Source organism: Deinococcus aquatilis DSM 23025 (assembly GCF_000378445.1).
GTDB lineage: Bacteria > Deinococcota > Deinococci > Deinococcales > Deinococcaceae > Deinococcus > Deinococcus aquatilis.
On record NZ_KB899709.1, the window covers coordinates 82,438 to 96,755 of the forward strand.

At 63.2% G+C, this 14,318-nt stretch carries 11 protein-coding genes; 3 read left to right on the forward strand and 8 right to left on the reverse strand.

The genetic code is table 11. The features are described 5' to 3' along the window. Window positions 1–218: 218 nt before the first annotated feature. The 3 genes from F561_RS0110435 to F561_RS0110445 all read right to left on the reverse strand — a co-directional run bounded on the left by F561_RS0110435 (window position 219) and on the right by F561_RS0110445 (window position 3,951). Window positions 219–800 (reverse strand): DUF402 domain-containing protein, encoded by a 582-nt coding sequence (locus tag F561_RS0110435; protein ID WP_019009911.1) that lies wholly within the window; start codon window positions 798–800, stop codon window positions 219–221. Between the two features lie 217 nt (window positions 801–1,017). Further along, complete coding sequence (locus F561_RS0110440; RefSeq protein ID WP_425386921.1) at window positions 1,018–3,612, reverse strand: U32 family peptidase; 2,595 nt, start codon at window positions 3,610–3,612, stop codon at window positions 1,018–1,020. A gap of 66 nt (window positions 3,613–3,678) precedes the next feature. Further along, window positions 3,679–3,951, reverse strand: a complete 273-nt coding sequence (locus F561_RS0110445; RefSeq protein WP_019009913.1) for a rhodanese-like domain-containing protein — start codon at window positions 3,949–3,951, stop codon at window positions 3,679–3,681. Between the two features lie 70 nt (window positions 3,952–4,021). On the opposite strand from F561_RS0110445, the gene F561_RS0110450 reads away from it, so the two are divergent. Both F561_RS0110450 and F561_RS0110455 read left to right on the forward strand, forming a co-directional pair. After that, window positions 4,022–4,351 carry a rhodanese-like domain-containing protein gene (locus F561_RS0110450; RefSeq protein ID WP_019009914.1) on the forward strand — a complete coding sequence of 110 codons (330 nt, stop codon included), beginning with the start codon at window positions 4,022–4,024 and terminating at the stop codon, window positions 4,349–4,351. Further along, the gene (locus F561_RS0110455; RefSeq protein WP_019009915.1) at window positions 4,351–4,713 is read left to right on the forward strand and encodes a metal-sulfur cluster assembly factor; all 363 of its coding nucleotides are present in this window, start codon (window positions 4,351–4,353) and stop codon (window positions 4,711–4,713) included. The genes F561_RS0110450 and F561_RS0110455 overlap by 1 nt, the downstream gene beginning before the upstream one ends. A gap of 183 nt (window positions 4,714–4,896) precedes the next feature. On the opposite strand, the gene F561_RS0110460 is transcribed toward F561_RS0110455, so the two are convergent. The 5 genes from F561_RS0110460 to F561_RS0110480 form a co-directional block, all read right to left on the reverse strand. Continuing rightward, window positions 4,897–5,724, reverse strand: a complete 828-nt coding sequence (locus F561_RS0110460) for an EamA family transporter (protein WP_019009916.1) — start codon at window positions 5,722–5,724, stop codon at window positions 4,897–4,899. A gap of 135 nt (window positions 5,725–5,859) precedes the next feature. Next, complete coding sequence (gene proB, locus F561_RS0110465) at window positions 5,860–6,951, reverse strand: glutamate 5-kinase (RefSeq protein ID WP_026298792.1); 1,092 nt, start codon at window positions 6,949–6,951, stop codon at window positions 5,860–5,862. 73 nt (window positions 6,952–7,024) lie between these two features. After that, window positions 7,025–7,240, reverse strand: coding sequence for a hypothetical protein (locus F561_RS0110470; protein WP_026298793.1), 216 nt, complete (start codon window positions 7,238–7,240; stop codon window positions 7,025–7,027). Window positions 7,241–7,334: 94 nt separating this feature from the next. After that, window positions 7,335–8,024 (reverse strand): zinc metallopeptidase, encoded by a 690-nt coding sequence (locus tag F561_RS0110475; RefSeq protein ID WP_019009919.1) that lies wholly within the window; start codon window positions 8,022–8,024, stop codon window positions 7,335–7,337. A 231-nt stretch (window positions 8,025–8,255) separates the two neighbouring features. Beyond that, window positions 8,256–8,528, reverse strand: coding sequence for a stage V sporulation protein S (locus tag F561_RS0110480; RefSeq protein ID WP_019009920.1), 273 nt, complete (start codon window positions 8,526–8,528; stop codon window positions 8,256–8,258). A gap of 641 nt (window positions 8,529–9,169) precedes the next feature. Between F561_RS0110480 and F561_RS0110485 the strand changes: the two genes are divergently transcribed. Further along, complete coding sequence (locus tag F561_RS0110485) at window positions 9,170–13,717, forward strand: glutamate synthase-related protein (RefSeq protein WP_157451753.1); 4,548 nt, start codon at window positions 9,170–9,172, stop codon at window positions 13,715–13,717. The last annotated feature ends 601 nt before the right edge of the window (window positions 13,718–14,318 follow it).

The window sequence follows — 14,318 nt, forward strand, 5'->3', positions numbered from 1 at the left end:
ACCGGGTGGATTGTCACGAAAAAGTGACAGGTGGGATCGTGGAATGTGAATTCTGGATCGTGGTTTGGCCGTTCTCACGTTCCACGATCCACGTTCCGCCGCTCCTTGATGCTCTTTAGGGTCTCCGAGCAGAGCGGGAGAGGACAGAAGTACGTCCTGGCTGCCGTTTCGGGATTTCGCAAACAACGCTCCATCCTTCCACTCTCGCCAGGACGTACTTAGGACAGCCCCAAAGCCAACTGAGCCTGCTCCACATCCTGAGACTCCATCCATTCCAGCTGCACGCCCTCTGCGGCCAGCCAGTCGGCCACATGGTAACGGGCCAACCGGAGGCCGTCTAGAACAGCGTCAGCGACGGCCTGGGCACAGCGGGCCTCCGATTCGGAAATAAATCCGGCGGCCTGGGCAGCTTCCAGCTCGTCGGCGTCCACAAGTTCGGCGGTCACGCCCTCATGCACGATCACATCCAGGTAGTGGTCACGCACCTCCCACACCGCCGCGTTCCCCAGGGGCCGAGAAATGGTGGCGATGTCAATGTAATAGTCGTGCTCGCGGGCCTGATAGAAGGCGTAGCGGCAGAGCTGCACCCCCAATGCAGGGAGAAGGTGCGCCTGCCAGTGCCGAATTCGTGGGTGGCGGTCGAAGGGCCGCGCCACAAACAGGCCGTGTGCGTGCTCACGGTAGGTCTGCACGCGGCGAATGCCTGTGTTGGTCTGATGCGTCATCGCGTCGGTGTCGTGACGCTCGGTCTTGACAGGGTGTGCCGCAGCATCAGGGCAGGCGCGCAAATGAACCGACATACAGCAGCTTAGCCGACTGGTCTGAGTTTAAAAAGTAGATGTCGAAGCAAGTGGGGGTATGGATTGGGGGCACAAGTCTTCGAGTCTGGGCCAGAAATTAGAAGCTTTGAATGCCTCTTCCAGTGCAGTCACACGCATTCAAGACGTCCATGTTGAAGTTGTTGCACTGAAGATCAGGTGTCCGTGGCCCACAGCCGTTGCACCCCCGTCGCAGGGACTACAGCACGGGCAGGGCAGGCAACAGCTCAAAGCCGCTGGGCACGAACAGACTGCCCTCGGTGACGCCCTGAGCGCCAATCGGAGCGAGGCGTGTGCCAAGCATCTGGGCCGATTCCTGCCCGTTCAGGTAGGCACGGTGGGCGCGGATGACTTCGCGCACCTCGTCCGCCGATTCGTGAACGAACTCTAAGCGGAAATCTCGCAGGCCCGCTTCCAGCCAGCCGCCAAGATGCGCGGCGGCCACCTGCGGGCGACCCTCAAACACAGTGTTACGGCAGCCCACATCGGCCATGACCGGGTGCGCCACGCCGCGTTCATCGCGCAGGGCCACCCGGTGGGTCTCGCAGGGATGGCCGCAGTTGGTGTAGTCGGTGCCGTCGGACAGGAAGCGACAAAACACGCAATGCTCGGTATGAAACACCGGCAAATGCTGATACGCGATGACTTCCAGCGAGGCGGCCCCAGCCAGACCTGCCAGCTCAGTGACCTGGCGGGCGTTCAGGTCGTGGGTCGGCGTCACGCGGTCCAGGCCCAGTTCCAGCAGGGCGCGGGTGGTCAGCGCGTTGGCGGCGTTCAGGCTGAAATCGCCGGTCAGCGCGGGTTTCTGGCCCGCTGGCAATTCGGCCACCGCGTCCTGCAGCCCTTCCAGCAGTCCGCCGGAACGCACCAAGAGGTCGGCCCCCAACGACAGCAGGAACTTTTGCAGGTTCTGTTCGGTGGGCTTCAGAATGCGCGGGCTGGCGACCCGCACCGGAATGCCCGCCGCCTTCACCCGCTCCACGCTGGGCTTGAGTCCGTACAGTTCCAGATAATCCAGCGTGATGGAATCGGGGCGCTCGGTGAGGGCGGCGTCCAGTTGTTCGGGGGTACGGACGAGAACATGCAGGCGGGAAACAGGGGCGGGAAGTGGTGAGTGGTCAGTGGTGAGTGGGAAAGGCTGAGGCGTTGGGGCGACAGCTTGAGCTTTCCATTCCCGGCGCAGTTGACGGAGTTGGTCGGTGGCATCCCGGCGCAGGGCATTCAGCGACGACACGGGCAGGAATCCAGCGCCCTGCAAGTCCACACTAAGGGCCGAGAGGTGAAACGGCGTGCCGCCCAGTTTGCCCAACTGCTCCTGCAAGCTGGCCTGATCCAGTGCCCGGTTGCGGGCGGGGGCCAGCGGCTCGGGCAGGGTGGCGGTCACGCTGCGGCCTGCCTCGTCGGTCAGAGTGAGAGACACGGGCTGGCCCACCTGCCCCACGAACTGAGCCGAAATCGGGCGGGTATACACCGGATCGCTGGCGTCCAGCAGGGGTTTGACGCGGGCCACCAGACTGGGGTCGTGGGTGCGCCACACCGGATCGCCCACGCGCACGCGGCGGCCATCCACCGCACCGCGTCCGAAGCGGAGTTCGTAGGTCTGGCCCGCACGCACCGAGGCGAGTTCGGATTCACCCAACTGGCGGCCCTGCGACCACAGGCCGTACAGGAATCCGCCTTCCTCGCGGCCTTCGGGGGCACGCCAGTTGGCGGGATCGAAGACCAGGCCGTCACCGGGTTTCAGGGCTTCGGAAAGCTCGACCAGTACGCCGCGTTCGGTGGTGCCGCGTACCACGCCCACCTGCACGCCCCGGTGACGCGGCGCACGGCCCCGCACCACGGTCTGGTGGTTGGTTCCGGCCATAAAGTGAGGCGCGAGGCCGCGTGAATACACCTGTTCCAGATCGCGCTCCTGCTGCGGCGTGACGCTGAGGGGCAGCCCCGCCCACGCCTCGTCCACGGCCTGACGGTAGGCGGCGGTGGTCAGGGCCACAAATTCGGCGTCTTTGTAACGGCCCTCGATTTTCAGGCAATTCACGCCGATTCGCACCAACTCCGGCACCTGATGCAGCGCGTACAGGTCGCCCGGAGACAGCAGGTAGCGGGCGTCTCCGAGGTCGCGCTGCACGCCGTCTACCAGCATTTCGTAGGGCAGACGGCAGGCCTGGGCGCACTGGCCCCGGTTGGCACTGCGCCCGCCCCAGGCCTCGCTGGAAAAGCACTGGCCGGAATAGGACACGCACAACGCGCCGTGAACGAAGGTTTCGAGTTCTATGTCGGTGGCCGCCGCGATGCGTTCTATATCGCGCAGCGACAACTCGCGCCCCAGCACCACCCGGCTGGCCCCAAACCGCGCCGCGTGCCGCACGCCTTCCACGCTGGTCACGCTCATCTGGGTGCTGCCGTGTACCGCCAGATCAGGGCAAATCTGACGGGCCAGCCGCGCCACGCCGTGATCCTGCACGATGATGGCGTCCACGCCACTTTCGGCCAGGTGGATCAGTTGCCGCTCGGCGTCGCGCAGTTCCCGGTCAAAGACCAGCACGTTGAAGGTGACAAAGCCCTGCACGCCCCGCTCGTGCAGATCGCGCATGATGTCGGGCAATTCGGCGGCATCGAAGCCGACTTTGGCACGGGCATGGAAGCCGGAACCTGTCCCCTCTACCGGGTTGACTCCGAAAAATACAGCGTCTGCTCCGGCCTCTACAGCGGCACGCAGTTGGGGCCAGCCGCCCACGGGACTCATCACTTCGGGTTTCACTCGCGGGCGGAAAAGAACTGGCTCAGACGACATAACGCATCAGTCTAGCGGGTGGGCGCAGGTGGGAAGGTGGGGCGGGTTGGGGTTAGAGGCCAGAGGTCAGCTTCTCAACAGCGCCGCTATGCCCCCCGGCACATGTTCGGCGTCCAGACCATCGGCCCGCAGATACCGCGCCGCGAGGCCTGAGCGCACGCCCCGTTCACAGACCACCAGCAGCGGCCCCGGCACACGGGCAAGGTCATGAGTTCCCTCTTCTATGGCCTCCAGACTCACGGCCAACACGCGGTTGCTGACGTGTCCTTCCAGCGGCTGGGCGGCCCGCAGTGCGTCTGAGCGCAGGTCGATCAGGGTAACGTGGGGCGGGATGGACATACAGGCAGCATACCGCCGGGGCTGAAGCAGCCAGCACAATCCGAGTGCTCTGGTCGGGTATCATGGCGTCATGACTGCCGGAACTTTGAACGAAGCGACGCCCGCCGAGGGCCAACAGTTGGTGCAGGGCGGCGCACTGCTGGTCGATGTGCGCGAACAAAACGAATACGACGAAGTCCACGCCGAGGGAGCCACCCTGATTCCCCTCAGCGAATTTGAAACCCGCTTCAGCGAACTGCCCAAAGACCGCCCCCTGGTCATGATCTGCCGCAGCGGTGCACGGAGCGACCGGGCCGGACAATTCCTGTTGCAAAACGGTTACACCGACGTCACCAACCTCAAGGGCGGCACGATGGCCTGGGCAAATGAGGGCCTCCCCACCGTCAAAGGCGGTCAATAATGGATGATCTCACCCCTACACCCGTGACCGAAGCCGCCGTCTCCGGCCTGCCTACCGAAGAGCAGGTATTGGAAGCCCTGAAAGTGGTCAAGGATCCCGAAATCCCCGTGAACGTGGTGGATCTGGGCCTGATCTACGGCGTGGACATCAACCCGGACGGCGTGATCGACATCACCATGACCCTGACCAGCGTGGGCTGCCCCGTTCAGGACCTGATCCGCGCCGATGCAGAAATGGCCGTGAGCCGCCTCGACAACGTGAATGAAGTGAACGTTGAGTTCGTGTGGACGCCACCCTGGGGACCGGACAAAATGACCGAAGACGGCAAACGCCAGATGCGGATGTTCGGATTTAACCTGTAAGGAAGGGCCAGTACTTAAAAACAAGCAACGGAACGTGGAGTGTAGACCGTGGGCAACTGCGGACGCACTCCGCGTTTTTTTGGCTTGGGCCGACAGGGAGGCAACTCTGCAAGTCCAGTGAGGCGCAAGAAAACCTGTGAACCGCCAATAGCCCAGTGTTCAAGACTCAGGGCCAGAACCTACTCAGCCAACCGGCTCGGGTTCGCTGTGGGCACTGACTCCGGTCAGGCTGATTCCGGCGCTGGCGGCGATGACGCAGGCCACTGCCACCCACTGCACTGGCGTCAGGTACTCGTGCAGAAACAGCAGGCCACTCAGAGCGGCAATGGCAGGCTCCACGCTCATCATCACGCCAAAGACGCGGGCGGGCAGGGCGCGGAGGGCGTACATCTCCAGGGTGTAGGGCAGGGCGCTGGACAAAATAGCCACCGCCAGACCAGACAGCAACGCGGCAGGATGCAGCAATCCCGCACCTGCCTGCACCAGTCCGAATGGCAACGACACCAGCGCAGCAATGCCCATGCCCGCTACTACCCCCGTTGCCCCCGGCAAGCGCCGCCCCACAGCCCCACCCGCCAGGATGTACAGCGCCCAGAATGCGCCCGCCAGCAATGCCAACCCGACCCCGATCAGATCCAGCGGCGCAGTGCTGGCCCCGTGCGGCGCGATCATCACGATGCCCACGGCGGCCAGCCCCACCCAGGCGAAATCCAGTGGGCGGCGCGAAAGCAGGAGCGACAGCACCAGCGGCCCCACGAATTCAAAAGTAACGGCCAAACCCAGCGGCAGGCGGGTCAGTGAAAGATAAAACGCCAGATTCATCAGGCCCAGAGACAGGCCGTAGGGAATAACGGCCTGCCAGTCCTTCCACGTCAGCGCACCCAAGCGGGGACGAAAAATAAGCATCAGCAGCAGCGCCGCCAGAGACACCCGCAACGTGGTCGTGCCCATAGCGCCCAACTGCGGAAACAGCGTTTTGGCGAAGGCCGCGCCGCCCTGAATAGAGAGCATGGACAGCACGAGAGCGGGAATCGGCGGAACGCGGGATGAACGCACGCCCGACAGTATGGGGCAGCGGGTTGCGGGGTGTAGGAAGTGAGGAGGTCAGTAGCTCGGGATGATCCGCAGTATGGCGGCGGCCTTTCGCTAAATTCTGACCAGATCGTCCCTGTGCACCGCTTCTGCGCCGTAGGTAAAGCCCAACACGCCCTCTATGTCGCGGGAATGGCGGCCCAAAATACGGGACAGATCGGCGGCGCGGTAACGGGTCAGGCCACGGGCGACCTCGCTGCCATCGGGCGCAAACAGCCGAATGGTCTGCCCCCGCTCAAAAACGCCTTCTACAGCGGTAATTCCGGCGGGAAGCAGGCTGCCTCCCCGCTCCCGCACCGCCCGCGCCGCGCCCTCATCCAGCATGACCCGGCCCGGAGCGATCTCGGCCAGAATCCAGCGTTTGCGGGCCTCCAGCCGGTTGACGGCGGCCAGAAAGCGGGTGCCCAGTGCCTCGCCGCCCACGATCCGGGGCAGGGCGTCGGGGGCGTCTCCGGGCGCGATCACCACGGGCGTTCCGGCGCGGGTGGCAATCTCGGCGGCCTGAATCTTGGTGTGCATCCCACCCGTACCACGGTGGCTACCCACGCCCCCCGCCAAGGCCCAGATCTCGGGGGTCACACGCTCCACGAGGGGAATCAGGGTGGCGTCCGGGTGGGTGCGCGGGTCGGCGGTGTACAGGCCGGGGGCGTCGGTCAGAATCACCAGCAGATCGGCTTCGGTCAGGTTGGCAACGAACGCCGACAGGGTGTCGTTGTCGCCTACTTTCAGTTGCCCGGTTGCCACCGTATCGTTTTCGTTGATGATCGGCAGTACGCCCCGCGCAAGGCAGGCATCCAGAGTGGTGCGGGCATTCAGATAGCGCGTGCGGTCACGGAAATCGTCGGCAGTCAGGAGCAGCTGGGCCACCGGAACGCCGTACAGATCGGCAATCTGGGCGTAGGTGTGCATCAGGCGGCCCTGACCCACGGCGGCCAAGAGCTGCTTTTCGGCCAACGTACGGTCACGCGGCGGGAAATTCAGCGCCTCCCAGCCCGCGATGACTGCGCCGCTGGTGACCAGCACGACCTCATGCCCTGCTGCACGTACGGCCACCATGCCCCGAATCAAGTCCACGATCCGGGGGGCGTGAATCCGGTCTCCCCCAGCCGTCAAGACACTCGTACCCAACTTCAGAACAACGCGCATAGGGGGTCAGGATAGGGGTTGAAGCGGTTGGGGAACGAGCTTCGTTTAGGCGGGGCGAGGTGAGTTCAGAGCTTCACCCGTAATCCACCGTTTCCCGGACCACCCGCGCCAGTTCCTGCTCGCCGTGCAGCAGCCGCAGCGGAAGGCCCGATTGCCCCGTTTCTATCCAACTTCCACCCACCACAAACTTGCTGGCCTTGCGCTGCGCCGCGCCCGCCGTCTGGGCAAAATGCACCCGCACAAACCCGCTGCCGCGCACCACTTCCAGCACATACACAAACTGCTGCATGGCGGCCAGTATGCCAAAACCAACGAGGTGCAATAACTCCATAACGAAAAAAGGGATGCAGGCACAGGCCCACATCCCACGACCCGCACCCCGATCAGTCGCTCTGGCTGCGGGCGATGCCCAGCACGTTCAGCAGTTGGGCCAAAGCCATCGCAAAACCCGCCACATAGGTCAGGGCAGCGGCAGTCAGGACCGTGCGTGCGCCGTTGGCCGTTTCAGGTCCACCGTTCAGGCCGCGTGAATCGAGGTAGGCCAGAGCGCGGCGGCTGGCATCGAATTCGACGGGCAGGGTGATCAGGTGAAACAGCAGCGCCGCACCGAACAACAGCACACCCACCCAGATCAGGCCCGTAAGTTTCAGGAAAACGCCCGCCAGCAGCAGCAGGGGAGCCAGGTTCATGCCGAGACTCAGCGGCACGGCCAGCCTGCCCCGCAGCACCAGCGCGGGCATCCGCACCTTGTCCTGAAGGGCGTGCCCGACCTCGTGCGCCGCCACTGCCATCGCGCTGACGCTGGGCACGGCGTAATTGCCCTGAGACAGATTTACCGTTTTACGCACCGGGTCATAGTGGTCGCTGAGTTGCCCCGGCACGGCCTGAACAGGAATGTGATGCAGGCCGTTTTCATCCAACATCATGCGGGCCACCTGTGCGCCCGTGAGCTGGCGGGGGTTGGCGATCCGGCTCCATTTGCCGTAAGTACGGCTCAGGTAGCCCTGAATCAGCAGCGAGGCCACGAAGATAAGCAGAATAAGCGAACTGTAGGGGCCAAACAGAAAGTCCATGTACGCAGTTCCTCCACAGTTATCTTAGTGCATAGCACTCAAGTTTTATGAGATACAGCGGGGAGTGGGTTGAGCGACTCCAGAGCAGACTGCAAGGGGTGAACGGATGTGCTGGTTTGCTGGATAGGGCGTGCATGACCACATTGGGCTGTTCCGAGTCCTCTTTGCAGCGCAACTGACTGAGCCAGTGCGCGTTCCCGACCGACCACCAGCCAAACGCAGAACGCTGTACTAACGCGCAGGCTTATGCGCCAGCACCACAAATTTCAGGGCTGTGCGTTCTTCGGAGTCGAGTTCGAGTTTGACGAACGCAGGTTGGGCGGTGAGGTCAAGGTGGTCGCCTTCCAGATAGCTGCGGGCGATGGCGAGCGCCTTGACCGCCTGATTGACGGCGGCGGGGCCGATGGCCTGCACTTCCAGTTGCCCCTCCGTTCGGAGCAAAGAGGCAATAGCACCGGCCACTGCATTGGGCCGAGATTTACCGGATACGCGCAAGGTTTCCACTGTAGGTCACTTCCTTAAAAGAATCGGTGCCGAAGTTTCGGGGGCACTGAACCGAGCTGTGCGGTCTGAACGCGCGGCAGGCAACAATTGAAATCGGACGTGTAACCAAATTCACTCTGTTTTAATATTTTTTTAGTTTAATCTCATCACTGTTCTGGAAGCAAACCGGCTGGTCGGAAGGGGTGCCGGGTAGGTGTGGAGCAGCATTATTGACCAGTCGGCATCTCTCTGGGGCTGAATTTGCTTTTGGATTCGTCTCCAGAAGCGGATTTTATATGCAGAGAATGCATACAGGCAGAGGGCTAGACCAGTCGGGCCAAACCTTTTCTGTGGAGTGTGCCCGGCCCCTATCACTTGAGTAGATATCCGGCAAAATAGATTGTGTAACGGATGAGAAGCGAAGCAGACGCTTTACTTTCATATAGCTGTACGGCTCTTTCATGAAGACCTGTGCCTGTACAAGTGACCTACACGATCTGGACAGGCACGGCATTCTATCTGGACAGGCCCGCGCCTAGAGCCGACGATTTATGCCATTACATGAATAATTTCGCGCCGCATACACCTTGTTGGTGTCTACCGGACACGAAGCCGAATCTGCGCTTGACCTCAATCCCGTTCCAGTCTCCCGGAGGATGCCCATGACTCACCCATCTCACTCTGACCGACCCTTCTACCAACCGGGCGATAGCCTGTACCGCCAGTCCGAGCGCACCCGGCTGGAACCGATGTTTCCGGGCAATTTCGATGAGATTGGACACGACGCCTGCGGCATTTTGTGCAAGATTCGCAAGACGGGCGAGGCCTCTCACGGCAACGTGGTGCGGGCGCTGGAAGAACTGGCGCACATGGCCCACCGCAGCGGCGAGGTGCGCGGCGAGGGCGACGGCGCAGGCATCCAGACCGATATTCCACGCCTCGTTTGGAAGCGCTACCTGGAAGAAGCCCGGCAGAACGCAGCCGATGTGGATTCTCCAAACTTTTTTGTGGGCCACTTTTTTGTGCCGCAGGGTCAGAGCACCCGCGAACTGCTGGACGCGCTGCGGGTTGCGGCCAGCCGCTACGGCGTCAGCGTCACGCTGGAACGTCAGGGGCAGGTCTATTCGCACGCGCTGGGGCCGATTGCCCGCCTGACCGAGCCTCAGTTTGTGCAGATCGCTGGAATGGTGAAGGGCGAAACCCGCCACGAACGCGACGCTCAGCTCTTCAATCTGGCGCTGGAGCTGGAGCAGAAATACCCCGTACATGTGGTGAGCCTCGCCACCAACGCCGTGGTGTACAAGGTTCGCGGCAGCGCCGAACTGCTGCCCCGCTATTACCCCGAACTGTCCAAGCCCGACTTTATGTCGGTGGTTACCATCGGCCACAACCGCTATTCCACCAATACGCTGTCCACCTTCGAGCAGGTGCAGCCCTTCAGCCTGCTGGCCCACAACGGCGAAATCAATACCATTGACCGACTGAGAAAGGAAGGCACGCAACTGGGTCTGCCCCTCACGGGCGGCAGCGACAGTCAGGACCTGAACCGCGTCCTGATGGGCTATATCCATGACCGGGGCATGAGCCTGCTGGAAGCCGTGGAAAGCGTGTTTCCACCCGTGCTCAGCGAGGTCAAGAGCTTTTCGACGACCCTGCAAAGCGCCTATATCGGCCTGCGCGCAGGCGGCGGGCCACTGGCTCAAGGCCCGGCAGCCATCATTGCGCGGCACGGCAACGAGTGCGTGTTCAGCGTGGACGCTATGGGCCTGCGCCCACTCTGGTTCGGAGAAACCGAGAAGGAATACTTCTGGTCTTCGGAGCGCGGCGTGATTCCGCTGGGCAGCATGGTCATCGACCCCGCTCCCTTTGCCCCCGGTGAAAAAATGGTGGCCTGTTTGGGCGGCGGCGTGGTCAAGTTGCACGCCAACGAAAACGTGCAGCGCCTCGTGCTGGAGCGCGTACACGGCAAGGGCTACAACTTCGAGAACGCCCACGAGCGCGTGAACGGCCCCCATGCCCCCGCCACCGACGAGGCCACCCGCCCCGAATTTTCCAAGGCCATGCGGGCCGCGCTGGGCTGGGAACGCTGGGACGAGGAATATGTGAAGGCCGTGGCCGACAAGGGCGCAGAGCCGATTGCGTCGCTGGGCTTCGACGGCCAGATGCCTGCGCTGCGGGGCGAAAAACCCAACCTCGCGGAGTTCTTCAAGGAAACGGTGGCCGTCGTCACCAACCCCGCCATTGACCGGGAGCGCGAAATCGAGCACTTTTCGACCCGCGCCCTGCTGGGCCGCCGCCCTCTTCCCGGCAGCAGCGACGGCAACTCCGTAGACCTGCTGACGCCGATTCTAGCCCCCAGCAAGGTGGTGGCAGAAGCACACGGCACCCTGACCGTGCAGGGCGTGCGCGACTACTTCCAGACCGTGACGCTGGTGCCCAACCTGCAAGCGGGCGAGAAGTTGACCGACGCTCTGGCCCGCCTGCACGCGCAAGCAGCCGAGGCGGTGCGCGGCGGTGCGGAAGTGCTGATCGTGGACGATTCGGCGCTGTATGCCAACGGAGAAGCCGCCATAGATATCGCGCTGGCGGTGGGTTCGCTGGAACAGGCCCTCACCAACACCCGCACCGATACTGACTCTGCCTCTGGCGCTGGCGTAGGCCTGCGCCGCCTGACCAGCGTGGTGGTTCGCAGCGGACAGATTCGCAACCTGCACGACGTGATGCTGCTGATCGGGCTTGGAGCCGAAGCGGTGGAACCTGCGGCCATGTACGCCCTGTATCCGTCTGAGGAAGCCGGAAACAAACTGGTGGCGGGCCTGACCAAAGGCGTGGAAAAGGTGATGTCCACGATGGGCATTCACGAGCTGCGCGGCTACGGCCAGATTTTCAGTGCGCTGGGGCTGGCTGCCGACGTGATGAATGCCATCGGCGCACGCGGCTTCTGGGGCGGCGAGAAGGGCTACGACCTCGCCGGAATCGAAAAGACCCTGCACACCCGCCTGACCAAATTCGGCGCGGGCGGCGAAACGATGGACCGCGATCAGCGCTTCAACCCCCGCGTGTTCAAGGCCGCCTTCAGCCTCGCCAACGGGGAAATCAGCCCCGCCGATTACCAACAGCGGATTCGGGCGCTGGAACTGGAAATGCCCCTCTCGGCGCGGCAACTGCTGGAATTCAAGGCCCCAGTAGACCGCGAAGACGTGGACCCCGACAGCGTGGACCTCGCGGTGGGCGGCCACAGCCTGCCCTTCGTGATCAGCGCCATGAGCTTCGGCTCTCAGGGAGAAACGGCCTTCCGCGCCTACGTGGAAGCCGCCAAACGCCTGAACATCATGGCGATGAACGGCGAGGGTGGCGAGATTCCCTCGATGCTCAACCAGTACACCCACTGGCGCGGCCAGCAGGTTGCCAGCGGGCGCTTCGGCGTCAGCAGCGTGATGCTGAACAGCGCCCACGTCATTGAAATCAAGGTGGGACAGGGCGCGAAACCCGGCGAGGGCGGCCACCTTCCCGGCAAGAAAGTGAGCGCCAAGGTCGCGGCGGCCCGCCACGCGGTACAGGGCACCGACCTGATCTCGCCCTCCAACAACCACGACGTGTACTCCATCGAAGACCTCGCGCAACTGATCGAGGAACTCAAGACCATCGCGCCGCAGGCCAAGATCAGCGTGAAAGTTCCGGTGACGCCGGGAGTGGGCACCATCGCGCTGGGCGTGGCGAAGGCCGGGGCGCACATCATCACGCTGTCTGGATTTGAAGGCGGCACGGGGGCGGCCCGCAGCCACGCGCTGAAATATGCCGGAATGCCCGTGGAATTCGGCGTGGCGCGTGCCCACCGGATGCTGGTGGCCGCTGGAATGCGTGACCGCGTGGAACTCTGGGCCGACGGTGGCCTGAAAACCGCGCTGGACGTGGCCCGCATGGTGGCGCTGGGCGCAAACCGCGTGGGCTTCGGCACCCTCAGCATGGTCGCCATCGGCTGTACGATCTGCCGGGGCTGCCAACTGGACACCTGCCATGTGGGGATTACCACGCAGGTCGAGACGGAGGAAGAAGCCAAGGCACACGGCTTCAAGCGCTTTGTGCCGCGTGTGCTGCCCACCGAGGTAGACCGCCTGCACGCCTTTTACAGCGGTATTGCTTCCGAACTGCGGGTGCTGGTGGCGGGCCTCGGCTTCGGCTCTTTGCAAGAACTCGTGGGCCGCGCCGACCTGCTGAGCGGCGTGACCGACGCCCTTGACCTGACCGAACTGCTGAGCCGGGCCGAAGAACCCGAAGCGTGGCAGACGGTGGGCAGCCGCAAGCGCGTGATTCACAAGCCCCTGAATTACATGACCAAGATGGTGAGCGAGTGGGTCACGGAAGCCATCGAGGAAGACGACGAAGAAGACGTGATCTACCGTGATGGCCCCGTCCAGAGCGCCGAGCGTGCGCTGGGCACGCATCTGGTGGGCACCCTGACCCGCGATCCGCGCACCGCCCGTCAGGCCCGCCGCGTGAAGCTGCACTTTGAAGCAGGTAGCATTCCCGGCAACGGTCTGGGGGCGTTCAACAACAGCCCCGTGGATATTCATGTGGACGGCGGCGCACAGGACGGCGTGGGCAAGAGTGCACTGGGCGGCAAAATCGTGATCCTGAAGGGCCGCAACCATCAGGGCACGCGGGTAGACGGCAGCGTCGGCAAGAGCTTTGCTTACGGAGCCATCGGCGGCAAATTCTTCGTGCAGGGCAGCGCCGACAGCCGCTTCTGCGTGCGCCTCAGCGGGGCCGATGTGGTGCTGGGCGGCGAACTCAGAACCCCCATCGACGACAGCCTGGGCGCACTCGCCACCCGCGCCAACGCCAAGGGCTACGCCTTCGAGTACATGACCGCAGGCCGCGCCATCGTGGTGGGCGACCCCGGCCCGTGGATCTGCTCCGGCATGAGCGGCGGCGTGGTGTACCTGCGCTATGAACCCGGTCAGGGCATGGACGACGCCGCGCTCTCTCGCCGCCTCGCCAAGGGAGCCAGCGTACAAATTCTGCCTCTCAGCGCACAGGGAGCCGCCGACATCCGCGACCTGCTGGGCGAATACCACGAGCTGCTGCTGAAGAGTGAACAGCCCGTACCCGCCCGCCGCATTGCCGAACTGCTGGTGAATCCTGCCGGACACTTCCGTATGGTGCTGCCCGCGTCTCAGACGGTGGATCAGTCGGTGGCAACGGAGTAAAGCAGTCAGTGGTGAGTGGGTAGTGGTGAGTGGAAAAAGATAAAAGATGTAGCCCCCGGCTTGAGTGCTGGGGGCTGCTTTTGTTGGGTTGGGATAGAGAATGGACAAGACCGCCCACGACAGCGTTTTGAAAGTTTACGCACCTATCCGCAACCCAGATTTCTCGGCTCCCACGCTTTTTCCACTTCCTACTGCCCACTGATACGGATTCCGATTAAACACCGTGCTTTTCGGCGTTTAATTCGAGCGGAGCGAGTAGGAAAAAGTACGGATTCCGGGAGATGGACGGACAGGCGGTGGGGTTCCGACTGTACGGAAATCATACGGAATCCGCTGGGGGACCGACAAAAGTCATGTGAAGCCTTGGATGAGGTGCCAGCGGAGTGGGGAACTTCGTCGTCGTGAGGGTTCGGGATCAACGTTTGAGGAGAGGCGCAGCCTCTCCAAGAGCGGCGTTCTTTCCGTGAGCGATCGACGAACAGCTCGCCAGCCGATGTGAAGGTAGCTTAGTCCCCGCTGCCAGTGCGTATCCACCGTCCGGCGCGCTCCAACAGCGACGACCGCAGTCCCTTCACTCAGGAGCATCAAATAGGCGAGACCG